Origin of the sequence: Roseibium sp. TrichSKD4 (genome assembly GCF_000148725.1) — a bacterium.
In the GTDB taxonomy this organism is placed as follows: domain Bacteria; phylum Pseudomonadota; class Alphaproteobacteria; order Rhizobiales; family Stappiaceae; genus Roseibium.
Genome location: NZ_GL476320.1, coordinates 256,672 through 281,397, shown reverse-complemented (window position 1 = coordinate 281,397; position 24,726 = coordinate 256,672). Strand labels below are relative to the sequence as shown.

Below are 24,726 nucleotides of genomic sequence, written 5' to 3'. Positions count from 1 at the left end.
CGACAGGTTCAGACTAACCGGGGATTTATATCGTCAACCGCCAGACGGTCGGACTTCCGGCTTTGTCAGCTTGGGCCGCTTGAGCCCACCGGAAATCGCATAACCGTCAGCTTCCACGCCTGCCACCAGATCAAGGGTCAGCGCGCTGGTTCCTTCAGACAGAAGCCGTTCCTGAAGGTCTGGCCACATCCTTTCAACGGCATCGGCCGACCAGACTTTCTTTTCCGCATAAAGGGATCCAAGTGTCTGCAAGAGTGCCGGATCCACGGCTTCCAGCTCCCGGTAAAAGCCGTCCTCGTCGATGTCGGTTCGCTGGGCCCACCCCTCAACGCCTACTATGCGCAGGGCATTGCGGGTGATTGCCATGGACAGGCTTCCCAAAATGTCATCAGCGGTCGTGCGGGCGGCCGTATCGACCGATTGCGCTTCTCCCGTCTGGTTCCGCAAAGTGCCGCTGGCCATTTCCCGGCGCAGGGTGTTGATCGCCTGGACTGCATTGCGCGCCCGAACCAGCGGGTGCAGTCGCTTCACCTTTGCCTTGTGGGTGGATAGCGTAATGTAGGATTTCCCGATTTTGTCCTGACTGGCATAGAAATCCTCACGCTCGAATTCACCAAGCGCCTGCCAGCTTTGCGCCTTGCCCTCCAGCGCCCCTGACCTTGTGGCCATAAGATCCCAGAACTGGGTGACGGATTGGGAGCCTTTTGCCGCATCTTTGATAAAGCGCCTGGTAATCGGCGCATCATCCCAGCCAGGGCGAGGCGCATCCGGTTGGGCCATATCATAGAGCGACAAGGCCGAGCGCCCCCAGCTTGCCAGATGGTTCATGATCAGATGATCGACAATCACAGGCGACAATTCAAAGGCTTCTCCAATCTGCTTGGAAAAGGCAGATGTCCGCGCCGTGTACTGCAAATGCGGTTCAAGCGCCTGAAGATGATCCGGCACAATCGGCATTTCTGAAAACAGGCTGGTGTTTGTGCGCACCTCGAAATAGCTCTTTATCAGGGGATTGCCCTCCATCACGAATGGCGGCGTCAGCGAATAATGCAGACTGTCCATCCAACGATTATAGGCAACCGGATCCTTTTGTTTGATGGTTTCGAATGTGGCTTCAGCCAGGTTGAAGATGGTTGCCAGCTCGAATGGTTTGGGAATGGCAAACCATTTGTCCCCCACCTTGACTGTCCAATGTGTGGATCGGGTGTAGGTCGAGATCTCGTCGTGATCCTCGTGCCTGGACATGAGAGCATATAGAGACGCGGACCCGGCCGTCACCACTCCCATTCGGGCCCAAGTCTTTACGGCCTCACTGAGTGCGCGGGCATCTTCCGGCCCCTTCGATTTGCCAAGCGCCTTGCGAGCCAGCGGCAACAACATGTGCCGACTCGTCTTGTCCAGACCTTGCAGGGAGGCATTCAGAAACGGGGTGATCTTCGCCAATGCGCCCATGACCGCCCCCCGGCGATCGAAGTCGATATAATCCCGAGCCCGATAGGAGGCTTCAAGTGCGGCTTCAAAATCATCCAGCCCCCTCGCCTTGGCCTCCTGGTTGAACGTTCTAAACAGGCCCATGCGGGACGCGGTTTCCGCGACTTCCGCCGTCTGCAGCAATCCCCTGAAGCTGGTAAGACGCTGTGCCGCCCATCCCTTGCGCTTTAGCTTCATCAGGTCCCGTTCAATTCGAACATCGGAAAGGCTGGCTGTTTCCTGCCCTCCGGATATCCCGAAGACCCGGGAATAGGTTCTTGCCGTTTCCGTGCCGAGAATGTCATCGGCTGCCCCTTGCAGGGATCGTCCAACACGCTGGAGCGGCTTGCCGTAATAGATCGCGGCCATGGCCTGATCGCGAATGAAGTTGGCGCCGATGAAATCGAGAGATGTGGTAATGCCCATGCGCAGAACACGCGCCGGCATTGCAACCAGTTCGATCCAGAAGTTCTTTTCTGCGGGGCTCATCATCGTCAGGGCCGCGTACATGTCCTGACCGAATTTCCCGTCAGCAAGGCGCAAGGCCTTCAGGTCTCCCCCGTCACGGAAGAAGACAATCGGCTCGCCGTTCTCGCTGATCATTGCGGGCCGGAAGATGGCCGCCTTCTCGTCTCCGATTGCACTTTCAAGGGCATCGCGGATAACCATGGTATCGGCCTTGCCAAGCCCGGCATTTCTCGCTGCGCTCTCGACCGCTTCCAGCGGATCCACCATCGACGCCTGCAGGTGCTTCACCGGGATCTCCTCGGCGATCTGCGCGCCGCCCACGCCCGCAACCTTGGCCAATCGGTGAAGAGCTTTCAGAACATCGTTGCGAGCGATCGCGGACGAGGTCTCGTAGGCATCGGCCGCCATGCTTTCCAGCGGATTGATGACATCGCGTTTCGACCCGCGAAACCGCTTGACGATGCTGTTCTTGAGGCTGGACGCCTTTCCCCTGTTCCCCTTGACCTTCTCGTCTGTCTTGCTCGTCGAGAAATCGCGCAGGCCCGGAACATAGTCCTTGATCGCCAGTCCTTCATTGTAGGTCTTCTGATCGATCAGGCCTGCATCGAGCTTCTTTTTCCAAAGGGCACGATTGAACTCATAGGCCTTTTGCGCAGCCGACGCGAAACGCGGATATGCCGCATCCAGATCCTTCACATTCTGGATGTGATCGCCTTTGGTCAGCTTGTCCGGAGGATTGGGAATATCCCCGGAACGGAACCTGTCCCACTCGCCGATCGCGCGACGGCTCCACAGGTAGGAGCCAAAATCGCGCACAAGGTTTTCGTCCCAGGCGGAAAGGTCATTCGGCTTGCCCGTCGCCTCGATGATGGCATCGCGAAGGGAGGGACTTTCCGGATTGAGCCCCCGATAGGGCACCACTCCATACTTGATATCCATCTGACCGGCTGAAAACGCTCCCCGGCTCATGCGCGCCAGCTTGTAGGGATCCTCTGTCACTTTCAGGTCAAGATGCCTGCCGGTGTTTGCATGATGCAGATCGCTAAGGTGTCTGACCGTCGCCTGGATCGGGTTCAGATCGTCGATGAATGCGGTATACACCCGCTGCAGCACGTCGGAAATCGTGCCGCCAATACCGGCATCGCGGAGCTCTTTGCGCGCACTTGCCACCCACCCCTGCCTTTTTGAAGAAACAATCGTCGAGGCGACAACTGACTGGCTGGAGGCATCCATGAAGGCCGCCCAGGCATCTGCGGCCGCATCGATGCCCTTCACAAGTTCGGGATGGTTGTCCAGGACCTTTGCAAAGTCGGCAGAGAGTTCGGGAAACTGCTTTTGCACATAAGGCCGATTGGTCAGCCAAAGGCGAAAGAACTCCGCAAATCCCTCAAAGTCGCGCTGCTTGGATCCGTCATAATCAAGCGGTTCCAGCGCTTTCGAATTGCGCGAAATGAAGTCCTTGATTTCCGGAATCTTGTTGTCGAGATGATGTCCGTATTCATGGGTCAAGGTATCGAAGTCATCGAGGGACTGGACACGCACCCCGCCTGATTTCGAATTGTATTGCCCAAGGACCTGTTTACTGCCCCGGATCCGCCCTTGCCGTGTGGAAGGAATGTTCAACACCTTGGCGAGGGCTTCGGCCGTCTCGCGCACACGCGCCACCGGCTGCGCAGTCCCGTCTCCGGATCGGCCGGATTGAGGGCGCTTGCGTTCCGTCCCAGTCAGTCGGTTTTGGGTGCCGGGTCTTTCGCTGTTGAGGAATTGTGCCGCCTCAGAACGGCCAGAACGTCCAGCTGGCTGGCGAGGTTCAGAAGGTGTTCCTTCTCCTCGCCCTCGTATTCTTCCGCCGCGGTTCTGAATTTCTTCGCGTTGTGTTCGGCCAGCTCGGCGGTCAAACGGAATGTCGATTTCTTTGCCATCTATTCCCTCAAACCGCTCCTTGCTACCTCCGGCATTGTATTCCTCGATGAACGCACGCTCAAGCGCATCATCTGCCGACAGGCCCTCATTGCGCATATGCTCTATTGTGCGGATAACTGTCTTGTCCGGCAACAGGTCCGTGCCACCTTCATAAATCTGGTCGATCGTATCTCTGAGTTCCGCCCGCGCCTGCTTCACATCACGTACGGTCTGCCATTGGCTTGCCTGCTCTGCATCTTTGGGTGCGAAGACATCCCGGCTGCGAATGTCCTGGTCCAGCAGCTCCAAAAGATCATTGACGGTCGATTTGGCGACGGCCTCATCCGAAGTGCCATAGAGATGATCAAAATACCCGGCCTCGGCTGCGGCTTCCCGCGCATAGTCCAGATCCTTGCCGGACGAGCGGACCAGATGGCCACGACCGGGGACGAATTTCTTGTCGAGATCCCGCGCGGCCAACTCGCCGCCAGCATCCAGTTTGAGCCCACCTTCTCCTGCCAGAAATTCCGACAAGGTAGGTGGTCGCGACGGCTTGTCGTCCGGCAATCCGGCCAGTTCATCTGCAATGCGCCGCTTTTGAGCATTCAGACCATGGGCTTCAAGGGCACTATCCGAGAGGCTTTCGCCAAGTGTCTGCGGCACGGGATCAGCATCCGGACTAACAACCGGTTCACTGGCTGAAACAGGTTCCGGCACGGTCGCCGGTTTCACATCCGGTTCGACTTCCTGGACCAGTCTTTCCCCAAGGATGTGTTCTGTACCATCCTCAAGGCGCACCTTGACCGCTCCATCCCTGACGCCCGACTGGTCTTCGAGAATGGTAACCTTCTGTCCATGGAGCGGTTCGGCCTCAATCCCCCTCGCCGGATCTGCCGGCGCATCGATGAGGGCAGTCCGCTCTCCAGCCAGGTCATTATTCGGTCCCTGATTTCCTCCGCGCTCCCGGAACTTTCCTTTGGCAAGGTCAACGCCGTGGGCAAGTGCGCCACCAGCCCCGCCTATGCCAGCGCCAAGCAGGACACTTGCACCATATTGGACAGGATCAAACTCGTCCCGAAACTCGGCGCCGATTTCAATGCCCTGGATAGCTGCATCAGAGACGGCATTCACCGCCGCACTATCGACGGATCCGGCAAAAACGCGGGCCCAAAGTCCGGATACAGCGCCCTTTGTTCCTGCAACAACCCGCGCGCCCAATCCGACCGGCACAAAATTCTCGACGCTTGCGGCTGTTCCAGCAATCTGTCCGCCAAGAGCTGCAGCACCTTCGCTAAACCCCTGCCATTCGGGAAAGGCTTCATAGCGATCATCGTGCCGACGTCGGTCCTTCCGCCTGCTTTCGGTGGAAGCATCGTGAATGGCACCGCCGATCGTGTTCTTGCGCTGAGCATCGTCGAAGTTCAGAATGAACCGCTCACCGAGGCCAGGTGTGGGACCCGGCTGCAGTTCCGGATCGTCATCAAATTGATCGAAGATGTTACTTTCCATCGGGAATGAACCCTTCACCGGTATCGTCGACAAACTCTGTTCCGCCCTCTACCCGCCGCCTGTACGGATCATTTCGCCTGCCGCTCAACACACGTTCAGCCGCCCCCTGCCCGTATTTTTTATCAAAGGACGGCGCGAGATCGGGTTGATCCAGAAGCAACTGAATTGCCTGGTAGGGAGGGACTGGTGTTGTTGCCGGATCCGGCGCTGCCCCGAACGATGCATCCGAAGCACCCAGTTCCCGTCCAAGGTCAGCTTTGCGGAAGTCCTGTTCATTGGGTCGCTCATTCTTTGATATCTTCTTGAACATCTGCGCCCCAGCCTTCGCTAGTTCGCGATCCACGCCATGCACCTGCAACACCTGGCGAAGAACCTCGTCCGCATAATCGCCATAGGCCATCTGGGCCTGTTCGACGAGATCCTGCATCGCTGCCACCTGCGAAGCGTCATCACCCGCCTTGAGCGCCCGCGCCAGATTTGTGGCTTCCGCTACTGTCAGCGGCTGGCGGGCCAATTCCGGAATATCCAGCGTTTCCTGGGCACGAAGACGGGCACCGACCAGATCAATTATGGTTTGTGGATCTTCCGGATCCGTCATGTCCGCCAGTTCGCCAATCTCGTCAAAGCTCTCCTCGACCGCCCGCGCCGGATCCAAGGATCTGAGTTTGAGCACACTGCGCGCCTTACGCTCAGCAGCGGTCAATATTGCTTCCTGGTCGCGAAACCCTTCTGATCCGGCTTCCGGCTCCAGGGCTTCAAGACGCTGTTCGATCTCTTCTGCAGACAAGGTATCGAGATCCGCAACCGCGTCATAAATCCGGCCGGCAATGTCTTTGCCTTCCTGCCATGATTGGTATTCTTCGGGCGTCAGAGCCGTAACCAGAGTTTCGGGAGGAATTCCCGCTGCCTCAAAATCCACCGATTTTCCGGTTTTCTCGATCGACGCAATATCGTCATTTATCAGCGACTTGATACGGGTCTTTTTAAGCTTGGTTTCTGCATCCTGTTTGTTGGCAAGCGCCCGAGCATCCCGATAAAGACTTTGGGAGAGCGCCTTGACCGATCCATGATCCAGCTGGGCGATTGGTCCTTCGCCAGACTGCCAGTCTTCCAGCAGGGAAAGGGCGAACTGTTCCTTTTTCGCTGGCGTATCCAGAGCATCAAAAACACCCTGCGCACGGCCACGTACGGCAGAAAGGGAAAGGCTCTCCTTCTTCCTTTGGCCTTGCAGTGGCGTCAGTGTTCCGGCTTCTACCGCAGCATCAACCATGGAATGCGACTGTTGCAGCTGCTGGTGAAGAATTGCATCCCCGTCATCATTTGCACCAAGGGCATGGGCTTGGCGCTCGATATCCCGCTCACGCGCGGAAATAGCCCCTTGGGTTGCAGCAAGTTCTTCCTGTCGAAGCTGCCCCTCCTGATTGGTTGCTACCTTTAGGCGGTATCCTCTGGATTGTTGGGCAAAGCTCTTTTCAAAAGCTTCACGAACTTCGGGGTCTGCCAGATTGGGATCCTTGAGATAAGTCTCCCTGATCTCGCTCATCCTGTTGGCAAATCCTCCAGGATCATCTCCAAAATCCTGATAGGCATTTGCAAGGTCCGTGGAAAGCCCCTCGGACACACGCCAGGAATAGGCTCGGATGGCTGCAGCATCGAAGGCATCACCGTGCAAGGTTCCATCTCTGCGAAGAGCCAGTGGTTCTGTTGTCAGGCTTGGCAGTCCATGTCGAACGCTACCGGGCTCATCCCCGGCCTTGCGGAGCCAAAGTGCGGCAAAATCCTTAGCCAGCATTCCGGCCTTCCCACCATTCAGGCGAACGGCATCAGAACCGACAAGATCGGATGCCTTGGCATTGGGATTGCCAAGAAGCTTTGCCGCCCCACCTCTGCCTTGCTGGTGCGCAAGATAGAGTTCCCCAGCAGTTGGTTCGCGTCCGAGCACCTTCACAAGATGATTGCGATTGTCCCGCATGAGGCGTGCGCCGGCATCGGCCGCTTCAACCGGGTCGTAGCGGTTTTTAAGCCCGTAGTCCTTGGCGGTACCGTCGATAAACTGGAAAAGACCGCCAGCGCTGGAATTGGGGTTTTTTGCTTGGGGGTTGAACGAGCTTTCCAGCTGGGCAACCTTCAAAAGCGCATTTGGACCCAAGCCATATTTCTTCGCGGCCTGAACAATCGTATTTCTGATCTCAGATGGAGCGTTGACCTGCGCGCGCGACGGCCTTCCTTTCTTGGCCGTCGGCGCATCCTGTTCAACCGATCTGGCCTGAAGGTAGGAAACAGAACCGCGTTGAGCTGCGCTCAGTCCCGCTTGTTCGGCTTCGCGAATGGCAGCCTTGTCTGCAAGGGCACGAAGGCGACCCGACATTGATCCGGCTACATTTGCCAGGGCTCGTGCAGCATCTCCGGTATCAACCGCAAAGTCAGGAACCCCGCCCACGCGAGCCACACTCTGCACACTCCGAAACGTTCCCGGATCCCGGCTTTGGCGATTGGCCATGTTACCCCCGATTGAACAAGCTGATACCGAAATCCACGCCAGTACCAACGGCGTTCAATAAACCGGCCTGTCTCTGGCTTTTTGCCTTTCGTTGAAGACCCTTGGAGCGCAGCCGATACAGTGCGGACTGAAACTCCTGATCGTTCCGGCTGACTGTCAGGCTGGTATGCGCATCTTTTTTGGCGGTCGCATTGGCTTGCTGCGCAACGCCTGCGGATATGTCGATCCCGGCATTGGCTGCAGCGACTTCGTTTTCTCCGAGGATCCTCATCAGCTCCTTCTTCATTTGCGTCTGCTGATTTGTCGCCTCGACCTTTTCCTGCCCAGCCTGCAGATCGGCTTGAACGGCCGCATCTTCCGCCGCCTGTGCAGATGCATTTGCGGCCCCCATTTGCCCAACAACACCGAGAACCGCTGACGCGCCCTGCAAGACAGTCAGCGCAGTGGAGGCAAAACCGCCTGCGCCGGCAGCTCCCGCGCCTGCAAGTCCGGATCCGACAACTTTTCCGACTGCCGCTAAAGCAAGTTCCATTTTTGCCTCCTAAAGAGCCGCCTCGATGGTGACAGACCGGACAGTGAGTTTTCCCGGCCGTAACTGTGAAAGGGTCAGTTTCGGCTCATCGTGAAAGCCTGTCAGACCGCGCACCGTGATTGTCTCGGTGACACCTTGGCGAAGTTCCGCTGTATCCGCCTGAAGCCCGTAGCGCTGGAGGCCGACATCCTTCAAAGGACCGTCATTGATACCGATCGCCAAAGATGTGGTATCCAGAACCGAGATTTTTGCGGAGTGAATGCGCAATCGCCTTTTCAAGACGACATTTGCGCCAGCCGGACCAATGTCGCGCGGAGGCGGCAACATGGTGACCTTTGGAGGAGCCCACGTTCCCAGATATCCGGCCACAACTGGAAAATCGAGTGTGACCACTCCCGACTGGACAAGATAAGGGCCCATGACATTACTATCGCCAACAACCCATATCTCGCGGTTTTCAAATCTGGCAAGACCGAAGATTTGCGACTGAGGCGCAGAAAAGGTGAACTCCTGTGCCTCGTCCAGCAGGTACCCCGTCACAAGGCGTTCAAGGCGTCGCCCTGCTGGCCGATCGACAATCCAGCTCATCTCATTTCGGCCATTGACCGAAACAGCCTTGAAATGCCCACTATCAGACGTCATGCGCGAAAAGGCTGTCACGTCCTGTTCGCGCAGCAATGTCGCCAGCCGCGCTTGACCGTCTTCAAGGACAATTCCATTCAAGTTGCCACTTGTGGATTTTTCAGCCCGGCGCATGGCCTGGTCTTTGACATCGATGATGAGATGGGACCCAAGCAGGGAAATATCGCGCGAGACGAAGTTCCCCTCTACGTCCGTGTATCTGAATTCACCGATTACGGACCCGGTACTGGAAACGAAATTCAACGCGCCTTCATTGGCAACGATCGGAACACCGTTCTTTACGCCGCGCTCACCCGCCTGGACATGGTTTGGCGGCTCCGTTCGGCTCAGTCCGCGTTCAGCGATCCAGTATTCCGCCCCATTTGTGAAGATCGCTAGGTTTCTGGACGGGACGATCTGTTCAACGACCTCCCCGCCATCAACATCCATTGGGATTAACGCCGGACCGTTTGCAGCTGAAAACCGCTCATCGAAATTGAAGTAGTCCCCTTGGAGGGAAAACATCCATGCATTCGGTAGGCCTTTGAACCCACCAAGCAAAAGGCGCTGGTTGTAGAATGCTCCACATCGAGGCCAACCGCGCACGCTGGAAATCACGGGTTCGCCTGGAGCAACCCCTACCGTGGTTTTTGCGGCGAGAATGGCAGCATCGGCCTTGTTGATCACGTTGCCCGAGACAGCCCACCCGTCCCCCGCATTGTTTTCGCCAGAAAACGTAACAGCGATTTTGCTTCCACCGGCAGATGCAACCGAAATTCCGGGGGCGACATTTGGCAAATCCTGCACCGCAGTTCGTACTCGTGAGGCCAAAGTTCCCATGGCCGTGGTGTAGCCTATGGAAACCGTCTCCTCCTGACTGATCGTCAGAGTGAAAATGCTGTTTGCATCGAGGCCCACAAATTCCAGTCGCCAGACGGCAGCAACCCCGTTCGAATAAGTCGCTCCATAGTCATAGCTCGGTAAACCGGTCAGCGGCACGGCATCAGCAGACCAGGCTTGCGGCCCGGCATGCTTGATGCGCTGCGGCTGCAAGTCCGCATGAAGCAGGATCATTGTGTCCCGTTGCTGGGCATCATTCAGACCGGGCAACATCGTTTCGGACAGCGCTGGAATGGCAAGGTCCTGAAGCTTTCCTGAGTTGCCCCAGGCTTCCATCTTTCCCGGAGCAAAGACGAGATCGTAAGCAGAACCGTCTGACGCCTTGAAGTCGAATAAACGCGATGCGGCTGGATCCACTGCACCAATGTCAAGCAGGCCACCACGTAGACCAAACCCGCCCTGTGGGATCGACACGACGTTCTCCATGTGATCCGCGCCAGTGGAAAAATACTTCAGCTGCGACCGCTCGTGCAAAAGCGGATCCAGCTCACCGGCCGTGAAAGCAGACTGCAGGCGTCCAGGGCGAGCAACCATCAGGATCTCCAGGAACGTGTAAGCGGATTGCGATCCATGGCAATCCGCTGTGGCGGTGTTGCTTGGGCATTGTTGTTGATCGCCGTCCGCATTTCCCCGCCCCTGTAGTTTTCTTGCGGGGTGCCATAGGCGCGCATTTTCAGGAGTTCGTGCAAATTGGCATCACTAGCAAGGGAAAGGGCCAGATGTGCAGCAAGCCCCGAGACTGTCGCCTTTCGAAAGGCAGGTTCCCAGTTCTGAGGATCAGGGCGAAAAGGCACTGACGCAAAAATCGGCATGTCCATGGCATGAACCTGACCTTTGATCAGGCGGAACCGGGTATAATGGCAATCAGGATCAGTCGGATCATCAGTCAGCCAACGTGGCGGTCCAGACTTTGGCCCCGGCACATCGTACAGATAGGTAAAACCGGACAAGGGCGGTTCACCGTCGATCCGGGTCAACTGTCGCAGGTCGAACTTGAACTCGAAAGGCTCGATGCTGAGATTGAAGTCGACAAGGTTTTCATAGATCAACGTGACCGACTGCCCGCCGATTGTTTCCTCGTCCAGATCCTGCAAAGGATCCGCGCCGATTTCAGCGCAAGCTGCATTGACAATATCTAGTGTGCTGAGAAGGCGCATTTCTAACCCCTGAAGACAAGCCACGCGGGGACCCGAAAACCCGCGTGGCTGCCAGCCCCGAACCGTTAGGCGATTGCAGCCGCCTGGAACGGCGCAATCGAAACGGTGGAGGCGCTGGACGCGGTGACGATGTAGATCCGGCCGGTCGGTGTACCGGCAACGTCAAGCGAACAGAAGATCTGGTCGCCGGTTTTCAAGCGATCATGGATTTCGAGGAAGTAATTCCCCGTTTCAACGCCTGCACCATCATCTTCGGTGATGTAGGCATGAATGTTCCGGATGGAGCCGGCTTTGGATGCATCGGTCGTCCCGATATGGTCAATGGTTCGAAAACCGTCCACTTTGAAAGTCATGGTTCAAGTCCCTGGATTTTCGGAGAACGAAGTCGGCGGTTAACCGCCGACAGCTGTTTCGTTACTTGATTACAAGCGCGGTATCGGTGCCTGTGCGGAAGCGAACGATGCCATTGCCTTCCTGCAGCTCCTTGGCAGCACCCTTCGCCTTCATGTTGATGGACCACCAGTCATATTCGTTGTGCCACTGCTCCCGCATGTTGATGTCGGTATGAGCGGCCCATCCAATGGCTGATTGGTGCCAGGCGAAGAGATCCTGCTTGTTTTCACCTGGAACCGGATAAAGCGCCTGTGGCTCTTGCTCCACAAACAGGAACCAGTTGACGCCATTCCAGAAGCGGGTGTCGGTCGCCTTCACGAAGGGCATATCGGACCCAACGTGCTGGGAGTTGTTCACCACCTTGTTGGCAAGAAGCTGGTTCCACTGCTTGGCAGGCAGGCCGCACCAGGTATTGCCGTCCCAAGGAACTTTCATGTCCTGAAGGGCTTCACAAAGTACCATGGCATTCGCGGCGTCAAAGGCACTTGCGGAGAAGTCGAGCCCGCCATCGACACTGGATTTCACCCCTGCCATCTTGGCATAGATCTCCTCGTCGGTCGCCCGGCCGAGGGCCATCGCACCGCTTTCGTAGACGATTTCGCGCTCGTCGATCGTCATGCGGTCCAGATCCCATTCTTCAACCGTGTCGAAGACAGTCCAGGTTTCCAGCGGGACCTCGAACTTCTTGCGCTGACCACCGGTGGGCGTGTTCTTCTGGTTGCGGGTTTTCTTGACGGCCTTGGATGTGCCGGCCAGATAGAAAATTGCCTTTTCCGACCCTTCGAAACGCACGGGGTGCGAGACGGTCGGACGGAGACGGTTGCCCTTCTCTTGATAAATGTGCATGGCACGTTGCGGATACTGGGTTTGGAACCAGACAGGAGCCTGCGCGGTCATCTTGATTACCTCGATGCTGAAAGCGAAAACACCGGGGCTGGAGAGGCCACTTGCGCGCGCGGGTCCGTTGTCCGGAGAGGCCGCACGGCTTGCAGGTCCGCCCTTGGCTGAGAGCAAGTTTAGGACGGCTCAGATAGCGTCAACCGTGCAATAGCGATGACCAAAGAGTGGAAATCGTGCTTATTGCCAAACAAACAAAAAATCCCGGAAGATATGATCTTCCGGGATAGTTTACGGTGGAGTGTCTACACAAGAACTGGATATCTAGCGCACTTCTCAGACTGCCGCCATGACGCCATAAAATATATTCGCAAAATTTACGCATGAGGCACTTGGTATTAATTTAGTTCCTGCTTTGATTACAGGCCTCATCATACCGTTTGCGCAAATCCTCATCGAACCGCTTGTCCGGATCGGAATGGTTGCGGTTTCGCGGATCTATACGGGGATCTGTATGCAGCTTTTTCACGTCTTCGGCGGTCAAGACGCCATTGCCACCGCTTTCGCCGCTGATCCGGATCCCGTTTTCTGCAAGGCGGCCGGACAGAGCCCGAAGCAGGACGTTGCCCGCCGCAGTGTCAGACAGGGAAACCAGCAAAGCCTGGATTTCCGGCTTCATATTCTCCGAAACGCCCTTGAGCTGGCTGGAAAGCCCCTTCGCAAAGGCCTCATTGTTCAAGAGGGCCTGTTCAACCCCCTTCTGATCTAGCCCGCTCTCACTCATGAACGTCTTGAGTTCGGTTGCCGGGTCATAGGGAGTGGCTAAAAGCCCTTCATCGATCATGGGCCCATAAACGCCCGACACGAATTTCTGCAGCTGGTCCTGGCTCAGTCCTGCTTCATGGGCCGCCTTGCGCGTATGTCCCCAGATCGGATCGCTGTTGAGGTCTCCGAACCATGGCTTGAGCTTGTCGCCCGGATCGAACGTATAGGCGTCCGATGTGTCCGGCCGTGTCGGCATTTGGGCGACTTTGGTCCGCAAGCCTTCTGCCCTGCTGTGTGTTTCCGTGTAGGCCGGAAGCAGTTTTGCGAGTGTCTCATCTGCAGAAGTTCCGACAAATTCAGCAGGTATTCCTTCTGGAGGTGTCCATGTGCCCTCGCCACTTCCTTCACCACTACCTGCACCTGCACCGCCTTCCGGTGCAAATACTGGTCGAATGCTATTCAAAAAATGCATCAGACTTCTCTCGGTTTTGTATTTTCGCCGCGGCCCTCCGCGATGGCCTTGGCAATTAAATGTGCAACGGAGTTCTGTCCCTCGCGGAATGCGCCAAAAGCAGCCATCGACTGCATGTCGAGGCCGAGCGATACGAAAAAGACTGTTCGCCGCAATGTGCTGTCGAAAAGCGCTTCAAGTGCCTTTTCTCCGCCCGGTGTTGCGGCAAAGTCGGCCCATGCCCGCGCAATGGCACTCCGGTCTTCCGCCGCTTTTTCCTGATCAAGCTTCAGGGCAGCTTTAGCCTTGTCGTCCACTTGATCAAACCAGTCCCAACCACCTTTTGCAGCACCGGAAATGATATTTTCCATGTCGATCATTGCGCGCCCGTAACCTCACCCGCAGCAGCCAGGGCAGCCGCTGCCATCGCAGCATCCTGATCCTGCTTTTTCTTTTCTTCCCGCTCTTTTTCAGAAACGATAAACATCTCCGGAACGCCGAGATCACGCCCGATCTGGGTAAGAGCGGTTTCGACCTTTGCGATTTGCTGCAGGAAGCCCGGCTGACCGACGGCCGCGCCGATCGAAATCACCATTTGCAGCCACTGGATAACCTTCTCCACCCGCTGCGCTTCTCGCGCCAACGCCAAAGGGCTTTTGACACGAACGCGCACAAGCAGCTGATCGATCGGGATCTCGTCGGAGATAAGCCCCTTGTTATAGGCAATCTCCATGGCCCGTTTGACGGCCGGAATGACGATCTCCTTGACCAAACGCCCATAGGCTCCAAGGTGATCGGAGGCGAGCCGCTTGACCCGCTCAAGGATCTCCGTTGCCGATCGAACGGCCGCACCATCTGCCGGAAGGCTTTGGTCCATCATGGTGGCTTTCACCCCCATGCGCATATCGTTCAGAACCAGATTGGACAGATCGAGGCGCGGATCCGGGAACCGATTGATGGATGGCCCCAATGCCCCCCCATTCCGCGCAACCTTCCAGAACGCCCCCGGTTCCAGTGAAGCGAGATCCGGATTGAACACGCCATCGTCGACAGTCGTATAAATGCCCAGCATTGCGATCGCAGCCGCCTGCAGCTGGAGCCTTGCTGCTGTATTCAGCGTCTTGATCGTAGGCATGGCCAGCATGACAGGGCCCCGACCATAAGCTTCGCCTGGAACCCGGAAATATCTTGCAAAGAGCCACGGGCAGGTCCGGCTTTCATTCTGGAAAACCGCCGTTTCCTGCTTGTTGCACCAGACGATCATTCGCCAACGGCGTTCTTTTGGAACCCAGACGGTATCGACATTCACGTCGATTTCCCCCTCGGGCTTTTCCTTCAAGAGCTTTTTGAGGTTTTCACCGAACTTCCCCTCCGGCCACGTGTCCTGCAACACCCGCACGGACATTTTGCGTTTCCAGAAAATCGCAGAAATTCGGTTGTTCGGGCCGTTCTCGATCAAAAGCTCTTCGATCGGGACGGATATCGGCTCCCAGAGTTTTTCCGGCTCATCCGGTCCGGGGGGATTGAGCAACATGGCCCCATTGCCAGCACTTAGATCCAGGGCCATCTCATGAAAGGCCATGTCAAAATCGCCGTCATCAAAAAATGCCTGGACGATCTTGCTGATCGGAGCGAGCTGCTTGGACATCTTGTCGCGCTCGTTCTCATCAAGAACGACCGGACCCGGTTCCAGCTCGAAATTATCCTGTCCTGCCGGCCAGAGATCTTGCTGGACCTTGCCTGCAAAACGAAAAGCGCTGTCGATCGCGGTGTGATCAAACACGTCGTTGACGCGCTTGTCACCCTTGCCCGTCTTGGCTGCCGATTTCCGAAAGGGAATGGCGTATTGGTACGCTTCATCCAGCAACGGCTGGAACGCATCACGCTCCCTTTGAGCGCCGTTTCGCCGTTTCTTGAGGGCGGACAGGTCGACCATTTACCCGAGTGTTCCTTGCCCGTCCCCCGACAGGGAAGTTCCGTTCAGATAGGTAAGCATCCGGTTGCCCCGCTTCTTGCCACCCCCCGGATTGGATCCGGCCTGGTCGGCCTCGGCCTGACTTTTGGCGAGCTGGGCTAGACTGCGGCGCTGTTGCTCTTCCGCGTTCTTTTTTGCGAGGGCTGTTGCCTTGTTGCTGCCACCGCCTCCGAAGATTTTACCCATTTCCAGATTTCTCCCGCATCACAGGTTTCTGCGAATGAAAACCCCATGCGCCGGGCCATGATTTTCCCGGCCCGACTGGTGCAGATCACGATGATTTCAGGATAGTCTCCGGATTGGAGCGTCAACCGGATGGCGCGGAACATCTGATCGAGATGTCCGCCCATCTCCGGTTTCAGATTGAACCAGGCCTCCCAGGCATCGCCGGTGATTGGATAGAGGCCCGCGATCCCGATCAATTCGCCTTCATTGCGAAACGCCCAGGTTTTGCCCCCGTCACGCATTTCCCTCAAAATGGCCCAATGAACGCGCGTTTTTCCGCCGCCAAGTTCGGCCATATCCAGCAAGGTTGCGGGAGTGGAGATCTCCAGCATCAGCACCCGACCTTGTGAACGTCGAAACCTCCACCAGACTGACGCTGACGCCCGCCCCATGGAGTTGAACCCGACTTCCCTGGCGTCCTGTCCAGCCCGGCCGCAGCTCGCAAGGACCCTGTTCGCCCTCGGATCCCGAGTGTTCCGTACTGATCGGCGTCGCATAAATCCGAATAGGGATGGGTCTTTTCCGGAGCTTCCTCGTATTCGGTCGAGGCCGTCGCGGGACGCCGCTTGTAGCGATATTTCCCTTCCATGGCCGCAAGCAGGAGCGAGCACCGAACCGGGCAGACGAGCAAGGTCGTGTTGGGTTCCAGATAGCCGCGCAGCTCAGCCTTGACCGCATCGAGCCGCAATCCTAGCTCATTGCTCCCACCGGCAGGTATGAGAACCGGTAGGCCCGTGATCATGGCGATTACCTCCATGGCCGTGAGCTGACCGCCTTCCTTGTCGGCACCGTGTTCAGCAGCCGGATCGACAAACATGCGGATTGAAGTGGCTTCTCCGTATCGCTCGGAAAAACGGGCCTTCAACGCCTCGCCAAAACGGGCCGCACCTACCCCATGCCCCAAATAGAGCTCATCGATGTTGCAGATCCGGCCAGGCGAGTGAACCTGCTTGAACACAGCAGCCGGATTGAGGGTGTTCATCGAAATATCGATGCCAACAACGAGCTCCAGTTCCGGCCGGAAACCGATTTCCGACCGGGCAACGTGGATCTTGCGGTCAAAACTCTCGTAGACCGGTTTCCCCGCTCGGCTATAGCCGAACTCGTTGTCGACCATTCTGCGCACAAAATGCTCGTCCTGGTTCTCGATAATTCGATTGTAGTAGTCTGCCTCCAGATTGAAGCGGTTTTCCGCTTCAGAAGAGCGGCCGCTAGGCTGCTCGTGGAACGCGCGGCCGGGAGCACGATTTGTGACAAGGACTGGATATGTCCAGTTGTCCAGAGTTGGCGCGTTCATATCTCCAACAACAAAGCCGCGCCTTGGCGCGTCCGCATCCAACATGATTGTCTTCATAGGATAGCGGCCGACACGTTGCTCGGCATCATCCAGCGCACCTTCCGCATGGGTGTCCAGCTCATTGAGCCACACCCCAGAATACTCTCGCCCCTTCATCAGGGTTTCGATGTCGTTTTCATTGAGGCCTGCGAACTCCGTGATCGCCTCGATCCGGATCCCGTCTTTTCCAACGAACCGTAATGTATGCGTTACTGGACGATCATTCCCCCCGGTCCAGGTCGATCCCGGATATCCCTTCGGAAACCACTGTTTCCAACTTTCAAGAACGGTTTTTTCAGCGGAGCGGAATGTATCGCGCAAGACAATCCAGCGGCACATACGCGTCGGCTTACGATCGCTGGGATGACTGCAGATCGGCGCGATTGTCGCCGCGTAGATCCGTTTGAAGGCGCAGGTTGTCGTTTTCCCCCCACCCAGGGGTCCCATGATCACGGCCGTCTTGAGCGGCTCAAGGATGAAGGCCTGGGCGACGGGACCGGGAGGCACGTAGCGGGTCAGGTCGAAGTCTTCCGATATCTCGTATTCAAGGGCCTTCTTCCGCATCTGCTCTTCCGAATAGACGCGAAACTCCTTCTGACCGACGACTTCAGAAACGTGTTTACTCATGCCCACACCCCCGACCCTCGGGCCCGAAAGAACCGTCCCGGTGAACCTGACGATCCAGCCCTGACGCAGAATGCAAAAAATGGGAACGGTGTGAGAACCGTTCCCCTACAGGTGTGCCCACCCCCCGGCTCCGGGGAAGCCTGCCGCCTGCCCCCGCCTGGTCATGCCCCCTGCCCGATCGACCGTGCCATGGCGCTCTGCCGTACCTTGGGCATTGAGGTTGCAAAATGGGGCATTCCCCCCTTGCAACCCCATGATTTTTGATCACGGGCGCAATCTGCAATTTGCCCATAAGTTTCAATATCTTGACTATGACGTGTGATAAGTGTTCGTGTGAGATCATTCGTCACTATCCTCCAAGTCATTGATTTCATTGGATGTAGCGTCGATTGTCTGACCAAGGCTCAATGCCCTGCGACCAGCGATCGTTTTACCCTCTTCGAGCTGGTTCGTGCCCAGGTCGACGATCAGCGTCGGCAGTCGTTCATCGAGGATTGCGATTTCAACCGGCTTCTTGCCATGGAGATAGGGAGCCAGCTGGCTCGCCACCGTATGCTGTTCCTTAATGATTTCCATCAGGCTCGGAAGTGTGGTCTGAACCTTCTTGCCGATCGACGTTTTCGCTCGCTCGTGGTCCTCAAACCACGCCTGCAGCTCTACTGGATCCGCTGTCAGGAACTGAGCCATCGCCACAAGTGGATCTCGGAAGCCCTTGGCATGGAAGAACTTCTCAAAGTCCTTGGTTTTGCGGTTCAGCGAGCCTTTTGGCCGCCCAGGTCGCTTCTTGCCGTTGATTTCCGTCTCATCCGGCCGGTGACGCGCCAGCGCATCCCCCGCATCGGCGTAAGGATCTCCCCCGTAACCATCGCCATCAAACAGATCATCATCAGACATCGATACCGCTCCTGGAATATTTTATTGGGAAGCGGCAGAGGAAACTGTCTAGGGACTGTCTAACGAATTGTCTAATTAAAAGAATAATGATTTCATATACATAATATATATTTAGACAGTTTAGACACATTAGACACACATATATCTCACATGTACGCCTGCACAGGCACATGTAAGGACAGTTACTGTCTAAACTGTCTAAAGTGTCTAATCCTGCGTAGTGCGTTGTTTTGTAATGATATTTCACTAGACAGCCTCTAGACAGTTTAGACAGTTTGCGTCGTTCAAAACGTCTACGATTGCCGCTCGCAGACACAATAAGTCCCTTTCAGACCGGTCAACCGGTCTGTTTCCTGCAAGGACAAGGGTCGGGGTTGCGGATTTCGCCCGATTTGGGGGTGGAATTGGGGGCGTTGGCGGCGCTGGTCCGCCCAAAACAAGCTGGATCGGGATCACGGGTCAGGCTCCGGATTTCATGAGATCGTGCAGGGAAATGAAGATGCAGCGGACCTGCCTCCCGGCAACAGATACCCTGTTGTCGAGGACATCCGTCCCGTCGGCCCTATGCTTGCCAGTGGCAAGCCCCTTCTTAATGATGTTTGGCGGGCCACGTCTTAGCGCCCATGCCCAGGATCCAGATCCGCTTTCGCCTCCGAATTTCGATTTGGACAGCATTCGGGCAAGAACCGGGCTCTTGTTAGGGATCGCCAGGCCGTAGCCCTCGCCAACCATCCCCTTCCCCAGCAAGCCGATATCAGCATTCGCCAGGCGCGAACGAGCCGGGCCCTCCTCGATCTGGGCGAGCTTCAGTTCTTCAATAATTTGCGCCACTGTCTGACGCTGGCCATGGCTGTAATTATCGATTGGTGTTGTCCGGATGACATTCAGACATTCCAGCCAGGTTGCTTCCTTGTCCTGCAACTCGGGAACGATATCTGCCGCAAGCGCCGAGCCCCAGAAGTCCAACCTTTCAAACGGCAATTCCAGATCCTCAAGCCCATCATCCCCCAGCAGAAGATGCGCACAGGCGAGGAAGGTACCGAACGTGTTCTGACCGCGACTGTCATGTCCGGCCACTCGGAGCACCGTGCGATATTGCTCATAGATCTTTGGGAAATCCGTCCACTGATCAGCGAGCCGTCGCAACAGGCGCGGCCCAGTTGTCTCCGGTTCTGACAGTTTGGGAACAATACCATCTTTGGAAATCAGTTGTCCCAGCTGGATAATCGCAAGGCGTGTCAGGTTCGCGACTGGGATGGGCGGCGGATTGATCCCGGAAAACCCGAAAGCGGATCGCGCCATGAACTCAACGCCCTTGTGATCGGCACCACCACGGATCCTGACCGAACCGGACGCTGCATCACGCGCCATCTTGTAGACCTTGGCGGATTGGGCCGGATCGTCCTCATCCTCGATCTCATCAATCCAGATCGAGAGGCTGTCATAGCCAAGATATTGATAAAGACCGGCTTCCGTTGCGTTTGTTGTCGAAACCAGTCCCCGGCCGAGGATGATCTTCAAAAGACGGATCAACTCGGACTTGCCCGATCCAGCTTCTCCAACCACGAATATCGAAGGTCGCCACTCCAGCGCTCCGCCGAGCATGGCGACCCCCAACCAGCCTAGCGTGAGCATGGCATCCACATTGCCGCGCTCCATGTTCCAGGTGCGCAACATGCGGAATATTTCCATGGCGGGATTGTCTTCATGAGGAACAGGCTGATCCCAGGGAACCATTCCACCTGGTCGTCGCATATAGAAATAGGCCCCGACTTCGCCGGTATCGCGCAGCCGTCCATCCATCCAGAGATATTCGCCACAATGCAGCACAAGGCGATCATCATCCGTTCGCCAGGCTCCCCGGCCGCGCACCAGTTCATTGGGTTGCCACCCCCCCTTCTCGTGGGCGGCAGCAAAGAGATCGCGGCGAACCTCCTCGGCCTTGAACCCCACGACTTCCTTTTTCTTGCTGAAGGCGGGCCATGCCCAGCACAGAAAATCCTCATGCCTGGAAAACAGCTTTTGAAGGCGCTCAACCCCCATGGCCTTGTCGCCAGTGCAAAACACTTGGCCCTTCGTGTCGATGTAGTAGTAATTCTCGCCATCGAACCCGAGCGGATAAACCGGGCAATCCTCCGGCAGGCACCCAGTATCATCCACGTCGCCTTCTTCTCGCCATTTGCCCGGATCCACACCCTGATAAGGCATGCCCTTGATCGGCCATTGCGTTGGCGAGAAGCGTTGCGACGAGATTTCAAGGCGAGCCTTTGCAGCGCCCGTCACCGCCGCAACGCGCCGCTTGCCTCTTTCCTGTGGAAAACCGTTTGTGTCTTTTTCTGATCCGGTCATCTAGGGCCGTTTGGTTGACAAATGTCCGGACATTTTCAGCTGTCCGGAAGTATCAAAGGATGTGGAATAGGCTTTCAGTTAACCTTGTCCGAAGCCTTGTTCGGTTTCTTCCTCGATGCCTTACGCTTCGATGGCGTCTGCGGCACCGAAGGCAATGAGGTATCGGGCTCATTGCCTTCACCAGAATGAACGGTCTCGCCAGCCGAAAGAGGGGCAGCGGTTGCCGCGACCGGTGCCGACACCGGATCCTTGCCCAGCCGGGCACTTTGGCGACTGGCTTCTACCGCGTGGGGATGCAATTCATTCAGGGACCCGACCGGCTCGAAGATGGTATCCTCGAGTGCGACCTTTCCGGGGGCAGCGGGCCGTTGCGCCTTCTGTTCCGCCTGGATCTGATAACAGCGCAGTTTGGTGTGAATGCCGGCGCACACATCAACAAAGGTCTGAAGCAGAAGTTTCAGGGGCGCTGGCGCGTCTTGCCAGCTTTCCTGCATGCGTTCCTTTTCATTGATGAAGCGAAACAGGCGTTCACCGCTATCGCAGCCCTTGTTGCACACATAGGCTCCCATCATCTGGACGAGCCGCTCCAGTTCTTCCTCCTCGAAGACGCCAAGGAAGTTGGTTGCGGCGACATCCGGTTTTTCTTCCGCCTGCAGCAGGCCAAACAGTTCATTGGTGGCTGCATAGGCAATCCGTGTGGCATAGCTCTCACAGTCGATTTCCAGAAAATCCATCTTTCTTCTCCTTACGAATTGCCCGTCAGGGCGTCGTTTACGTCCTTGCCCCAGCTCGCAGGCATGGCGATGGTCTCGATCGGCTTTCGAAATCCCCGCATTCGGCGCACGGCCCGATCGAACAGCGCTTGCGGTTGGGGCTTGTTCCAGTCGTTGTCCTTGAAGACGAACCAGGAACTCACCGAAGGGTGGTCGTAGACGGTCAGAAGATTGGGCAGGCTTCCGGCAGCGTTTGACCGCAGATCCGGATCCGCATAGGCAACAGAAAATGCGTCCTCGATGCCCTCGGTCAGGCTCGCCATTCCGGAGATCCCCGCAGCGGCCGCGCGCTCCATGTTCAATCCGCTCGGCCCGTAGGTGCAACGGATCATCAGCCCCGCTGTCTCGGGAAACATCATCTTCGCCTTGGGTTCGTCTTCCCCGAAAGGAATGGCCTCGGCCTTGTCGCGGCCGTCATGGGCAAGAAACGTGTAGTGACAGGCTCCCAGTCGTCCGTCCTTGTCGACCATGGCAGATATCAAGGCGGGAAAGAGAGGACCTTTCGCAAGCTTGTTACCCTCACTGTCCCTCGGCGCTCCCAGCCAGTATTCGCAGGCCGGGTGATATCGAAAGGCTGGTGCGAGATTGGGAATATCCCGCAACTCAACACCGCGTTTGACCCGAAAATAGGTTTCAATCTGTGTGTCGAAGATCGCATCGGTACAGGAAAAGAAGAACTTGCGGACCCGTTCCCGTGCAGCTCGGCGATGCCGTTCAGCCTCGGCTTCCATGGCCTTTTGCTTGGCTGCCGCCTCGGCTGCGATTTTCTTTTTCTGCACCGGGCTCATGGATCGCAGCCCGAACCGATCCTCAATCCAGGCAACGGCTTCCAGGCGACTTTCATCTGTCACGGCCCCCTTCAAACCAACCGCAACCAGATCGATCGCATCACCACGTTCACCGGATGGAAAATCGCACCAGCCGCCTCGCCGCGCGCCGCTCAGCCAGATGATTGTCTGGCTCGGCTTGGCACCATTTCTCCAGGGCCACGTGATATTCCAGCTCCCGCGCTTGCGGTGGCGCGGATTGGCATTTTCCCCGAAAAGCTCCGGAATCAAGGTTTCCAGATTGTCCAGCACCTTCGACTTGGCGATCGCGAACCGGGACATTCAGCCCTCCCCATTGGGAAAGAGCGCCAGTTCAAGTTTGTCGATCACAGGGCCAAGCTCTGGATCTTCTCGAAGGTCCTCAACGCGACGCACTGTCTTAAAGATGTTTTGACGGGTGCAATTTGTTACGCGCGCTGCCGTAGCCGCTGGCACATTTGCGCCGGTAACGAGGAAATAGACAGCAACTTGATGAACATGCTTTTCCGAGAGTACGGAGCTAGTTGCTGCAAGAAACCCTTGAAATGCGACCTTTGCCGCAGCATCCAGAGTGTTTTTCAAGATCCAGAAGCAAGACCTTTCTGATTTCCTCTCCCGCGTTATCGTACGAAGCGTAGTGTTCAATTTTCGCAGATCGGCTGTACGGGCACGACCGGACGCCTTCATTCGAGATAGTTTCCGGCGATCAATGCCTGATCGCGCTGCCAATTCATCCAGCGTCACGCCGAGGCGTCTGCGCCGTGCTTCTATGCGGGCCAGCTTTTGCGCGGCATCCGGTCTTTTGATATTGGGCACATGTGCCTCCAAATGGAAAATCTGGAAGTCTCAGCCAGCCGTACGCGAAACCTGTCGGCCGGAACGCGAGGGACTGTTGGTCAGGTTTCCGGTGACTGCGGTTCAGCCAGATTCTTCAGCCGGCGCAATTCGCCCTCGATGGCGAGCAAGGCAGCCGCCAGCATCAATGGTGTGGAGTTGTGGCTGATATGACGGGCCGATCCGGCCAGGATCATTTCGCAATGCTCCAGAACCTGCGGCAACGTCACCGGGCCACAAATCACATTCGGATCGTTGCTCGCCGCCGTTGTCTCCAGCACGACCAGACGCCGGTCATCTGTTTCGGCCACATGCCGCGTCTTGCTCTTGTTGGAGAGCAGCTGCACAGAGACAATCGAGGTGCAAGGCTGCTTGTCCTGATCACTCATGCCCGCCTCCCTCGTTTTCACAAGGTGACCCTTCGATCGGACCAGCTGAACTCTCAATCCAGTTTGTCAGGGTTATTCGAAGCGCGCCCGATGGGTCATAGGCGCCTGTTTCAATCCGATGCACAGTCGATTGTGAACAGCCGACCCGCGCACCGAGTTGCGCCTGAGTTAATCCCCGAGCACGTCTCAATTCCTGCAAAGTTGAAAAATTCATGATGCATTTTCCATTTTGTGTTATGCATCTTATTCGTATTGCATAATATCAATCAAGCCAATTGCATACAGCGGAGCTGCATCATGGGGATAACTTTTACACCCCCCAGACTTCGAATGGACCCGATGGACAAGCACGAGAGATTGCAATTCGCTAGGCAACAGGCTGGTTTTCCCACCGCCTCAGATGCAGCACGAGCACTAGGAGTAAGTGTCCCGACCTACTCAGCTCATGAGAACGGATCACGCTCCTTTAAAGAAGACAAAGCTCGGAAATATGCGCGCCGGTTTGGTGTAGACGTTCTTTGGCTGATCTACGGTAAAGGCGAACCAAAACCAACGGCAAACACGGAAATAATCGAGAGGGACTACAGCCTCCTTCCTAACGAAATAAATTTCGAGATATTTCAGAAAGCAAGAAGAGTGGCGCGGGAGATTGAGTTGACAATAACAAATGGCGGAGTATCCGACTACGACTCATACAAAAAGCTGTTAACTTTAACTTACCTCGACATGCTGGAGCGAGAAAAGGTAAATGCCAAAGCAACCGAAGATATAGAGTAGGCATGTTTCATGGAAAACCTAAGTGAATATCTTCAGAAATTTTCATTAACAAACATCAATGCAATCCCGTTTGAGGACGCCTACAAGCAATTTTTGCATAAGATGTTTCTCTACGGACTTGAAACAGAGTTTCTCGCCGCTGTCATTTTGGTAACAGGTTCCACGGATATACCATCACTCACTGACAACCAAAGGCTGCTAATCATGCTCGAATGTCGAGATGTACTCATCGAAGC

General features: G+C 56.3%; 20 protein-coding genes. 1 reads left to right on the top strand and 19 read right to left on the bottom strand.

From position 1 onward, the window contains the following. Nucleotides 1-33 precede the first annotated feature (33 nt). The 19 genes from TRICHSKD4_RS21930 to TRICHSKD4_RS29665 form a co-directional block, all read right to left on the bottom strand. Entirely contained in the window at nt 34-5,382 is a 5,349-nt protein-coding gene (locus tag TRICHSKD4_RS21930) for an LPD38 domain-containing protein (protein WP_208993160.1), read from the bottom strand. Beyond that, entirely contained in the window at nt 5,339-7,849 is a 2,511-nt protein-coding gene (locus TRICHSKD4_RS32445; RefSeq protein ID WP_050763515.1) for a transglycosylase SLT domain-containing protein, read from the bottom strand. Before TRICHSKD4_RS32445 ends, TRICHSKD4_RS21930 begins: the two co-directional genes overlap by 44 nt. A 1-nt stretch (nt 7,850) precedes the next feature. Continuing rightward, nucleotides 7,851-8,381 carry a hypothetical protein gene (locus tag TRICHSKD4_RS21920; RefSeq protein WP_009469169.1) on the bottom strand — a complete coding sequence of 177 codons (531 nt, stop codon included), beginning with the start codon at nt 8,379-8,381 and terminating at the stop codon, nt 7,851-7,853. Nucleotides 8,382-8,390: 9 nt separating this feature from the next. Further along, nucleotides 8,391-10,436, bottom strand: coding sequence for a hypothetical protein (locus TRICHSKD4_RS21915; protein WP_009469168.1), 2,046 nt, complete (start codon nt 10,434-10,436; stop codon nt 8,391-8,393). Further along, nucleotides 10,436-11,059, bottom strand: coding sequence for a hypothetical protein (locus TRICHSKD4_RS21910; RefSeq protein WP_009469167.1), 624 nt, complete (start codon nt 11,057-11,059; stop codon nt 10,436-10,438). The genes TRICHSKD4_RS21915 and TRICHSKD4_RS21910 overlap by 1 nt, the downstream gene beginning before the upstream one ends. A 65-nt stretch (nt 11,060-11,124) precedes the next feature. After that, entirely contained in the window at nt 11,125-11,412 is a 288-nt protein-coding gene (locus tag TRICHSKD4_RS21905) for a hypothetical protein (RefSeq protein ID WP_040617333.1), read from the bottom strand. A gap of 61 nt (nt 11,413-11,473) precedes the next feature. Continuing rightward, nucleotides 11,474-12,466, bottom strand: coding sequence for a phage capsid protein (locus TRICHSKD4_RS21900; RefSeq protein WP_009469165.1), 993 nt, complete (start codon nt 12,464-12,466; stop codon nt 11,474-11,476). Nucleotides 12,467-12,692: 226 nt separating this feature from the next. Then, the gene (locus TRICHSKD4_RS21895) at nt 12,693-13,526 is read right to left on the bottom strand and encodes a hypothetical protein (RefSeq protein ID WP_009469164.1); all 834 of its coding nucleotides are present in this window, start codon (nt 13,524-13,526) and stop codon (nt 12,693-12,695) included. Then, complete coding sequence (locus tag TRICHSKD4_RS21890) at nt 13,526-13,885, bottom strand: hypothetical protein (RefSeq protein WP_009469163.1); 360 nt, start codon at nt 13,883-13,885, stop codon at nt 13,526-13,528. The genes TRICHSKD4_RS21895 and TRICHSKD4_RS21890 overlap by 1 nt, the downstream gene beginning before the upstream one ends. After that, a complete protein-coding gene (locus tag TRICHSKD4_RS21885) occupies nt 13,882-15,441 on the bottom strand; it encodes a portal protein (protein ID WP_009469162.1) in 1,560 nt (519 codons plus the stop codon). Before TRICHSKD4_RS21885 ends, TRICHSKD4_RS21890 begins: the two co-directional genes overlap by 4 nt. 137 nt (nt 15,442-15,578) lie before the next feature. Then, entirely contained in the window at nt 15,579-16,037 is a 459-nt protein-coding gene (locus tag TRICHSKD4_RS21880) for a hypothetical protein (protein WP_009469161.1), read from the bottom strand. Beyond that, nucleotides 16,037-17,668 carry a hypothetical protein gene (locus TRICHSKD4_RS21875; RefSeq protein ID WP_040617332.1) on the bottom strand — a complete coding sequence of 544 codons (1,632 nt, stop codon included), beginning with the start codon at nt 17,666-17,668 and terminating at the stop codon, nt 16,037-16,039. The genes TRICHSKD4_RS21880 and TRICHSKD4_RS21875 overlap by 1 nt, the downstream gene beginning before the upstream one ends. 339 nt (nt 17,669-18,007) lie before the next feature. Beyond that, nucleotides 18,008-18,562, bottom strand: coding sequence for a hypothetical protein (locus tag TRICHSKD4_RS21870; protein WP_009469158.1), 555 nt, complete (start codon nt 18,560-18,562; stop codon nt 18,008-18,010). Between the two features lie 459 nt (nt 18,563-19,021). Then, complete coding sequence (locus TRICHSKD4_RS21865) at nt 19,022-20,911, bottom strand: hypothetical protein (protein WP_009469157.1); 1,890 nt, start codon at nt 20,909-20,911, stop codon at nt 19,022-19,024. Between the two features lie 74 nt (nt 20,912-20,985). Further along, nucleotides 20,986-21,645, bottom strand: a complete 660-nt coding sequence (locus TRICHSKD4_RS21860) for a hypothetical protein (protein ID WP_009469156.1) — start codon at nt 21,643-21,645, stop codon at nt 20,986-20,988. Between the two features lie 11 nt (nt 21,646-21,656). Beyond that, nucleotides 21,657-22,793: a hypothetical protein gene (locus tag TRICHSKD4_RS21855; protein WP_009469155.1), complete on the bottom strand. Its 1,137-nt coding sequence runs from the start codon at nt 22,791-22,793 to the stop codon at nt 21,657-21,659. Further along, nucleotides 22,794-23,306 carry a transcriptional regulator gene (locus tag TRICHSKD4_RS21850; protein ID WP_009469154.1) on the bottom strand — a complete coding sequence of 171 codons (513 nt, stop codon included), beginning with the start codon at nt 23,304-23,306 and terminating at the stop codon, nt 22,794-22,796. An 80-nt stretch (nt 23,307-23,386) separates the two neighbouring features. Then, nucleotides 23,387-23,713: a hypothetical protein gene (locus TRICHSKD4_RS21845; RefSeq protein ID WP_009469153.1), complete on the bottom strand. Its 327-nt coding sequence runs from the start codon at nt 23,711-23,713 to the stop codon at nt 23,387-23,389. Next, nucleotides 23,706-23,927: a helix-turn-helix transcriptional regulator gene (locus tag TRICHSKD4_RS29665; RefSeq protein ID WP_009469152.1), complete on the bottom strand. Its 222-nt coding sequence runs from the start codon at nt 23,925-23,927 to the stop codon at nt 23,706-23,708. The genes TRICHSKD4_RS21845 and TRICHSKD4_RS29665 overlap by 8 nt, the downstream gene beginning before the upstream one ends. Nucleotides 23,928-24,010: 83 nt before the next feature. Here TRICHSKD4_RS29665 and TRICHSKD4_RS21835 point away from each other — a divergent pair, with 83 nt between their 5' ends. After that, nucleotides 24,011-24,490: a helix-turn-helix transcriptional regulator gene (locus tag TRICHSKD4_RS21835; protein WP_009469151.1), complete on the top strand. Its 480-nt coding sequence runs from the start codon at nt 24,011-24,013 to the stop codon at nt 24,488-24,490. Nucleotides 24,491-24,726 lie beyond the last annotated feature (236 nt).

What these genes read in the sequence shown, in the direction of transcription:
- TRICHSKD4_RS32445 (WP_050763515.1), bottom strand. Translation starts at nt 7,849, where the DNA reads ATGGCCAATCGCCAAAGCCGGGATCCGGGAACGTTTCGGAGTGTGCAG.
- TRICHSKD4_RS21920 (WP_009469169.1), bottom strand. Translation starts at nt 8,381, where the DNA reads ATGGAACTTGCTTTAGCGGCAGTCGGAAAAGTTGTCGGATCCGGACTT.
- TRICHSKD4_RS21915 (WP_009469168.1), bottom strand. Translation starts at nt 10,436, where the DNA reads ATGGTTGCTCGCCCTGGACGCCTGCAGTCTGCTTTCACGGCCGGTGAG.
- TRICHSKD4_RS21910 (WP_009469167.1), bottom strand. Translation starts at nt 11,059, where the DNA reads ATGCGCCTTCTCAGCACACTAGATATTGTCAATGCAGCTTGCGCTGAA.
- TRICHSKD4_RS21905 (WP_040617333.1), bottom strand. Translation starts at nt 11,412, where the DNA reads ATGACTTTCAAAGTGGACGGTTTTCGAACCATTGACCATATCGGGACG.
- TRICHSKD4_RS21895 (WP_009469164.1), bottom strand. Translation starts at nt 13,526, where the DNA reads ATGCATTTTTTGAATAGCATTCGACCAGTATTTGCACCGGAAGGCGGT.
- TRICHSKD4_RS21890 (WP_009469163.1), bottom strand. Translation starts at nt 13,885, where the DNA reads ATGATCGACATGGAAAATATCATTTCCGGTGCTGCAAAAGGTGGTTGG.
- TRICHSKD4_RS21885 (WP_009469162.1), bottom strand. Translation starts at nt 15,441, where the DNA reads ATGGTCGACCTGTCCGCCCTCAAGAAACGGCGAAACGGCGCTCAAAGG.
- TRICHSKD4_RS21880 (WP_009469161.1), bottom strand. Translation starts at nt 16,037, where the DNA reads ATGCTGGAGATCTCCACTCCCGCAACCTTGCTGGATATGGCCGAACTT.
- TRICHSKD4_RS21875 (WP_040617332.1), bottom strand. Translation starts at nt 17,668, where the DNA reads ATGAGTAAACACGTTTCTGAAGTCGTCGGTCAGAAGGAGTTTCGCGTC.
- TRICHSKD4_RS21870 (WP_009469158.1), bottom strand. Translation starts at nt 18,562, where the DNA reads ATGTCTGATGATGATCTGTTTGATGGCGATGGTTACGGGGGAGATCCT.
- TRICHSKD4_RS21865 (WP_009469157.1), bottom strand. Translation starts at nt 20,911, where the DNA reads ATGACCGGATCAGAAAAAGACACAAACGGTTTTCCACAGGAAAGAGGC.
- TRICHSKD4_RS21860 (WP_009469156.1), bottom strand. Translation starts at nt 21,645, where the DNA reads ATGGATTTTCTGGAAATCGACTGTGAGAGCTATGCCACACGGATTGCC.
- TRICHSKD4_RS21855 (WP_009469155.1), bottom strand. Translation starts at nt 22,793, where the DNA reads ATGTCCCGGTTCGCGATCGCCAAGTCGAAGGTGCTGGACAATCTGGAA.
- TRICHSKD4_RS21845 (WP_009469153.1), bottom strand. Translation starts at nt 23,713, where the DNA reads ATGAGTGATCAGGACAAGCAGCCTTGCACCTCGATTGTCTCTGTGCAG.
- TRICHSKD4_RS29665 (WP_009469152.1), bottom strand. Translation starts at nt 23,927, where the DNA reads ATGAATTTTTCAACTTTGCAGGAATTGAGACGTGCTCGGGGATTAACT.
- TRICHSKD4_RS21835 (WP_009469151.1), top strand. Translation starts at nt 24,011, where the DNA reads ATGGGGATAACTTTTACACCCCCCAGACTTCGAATGGACCCGATGGAC.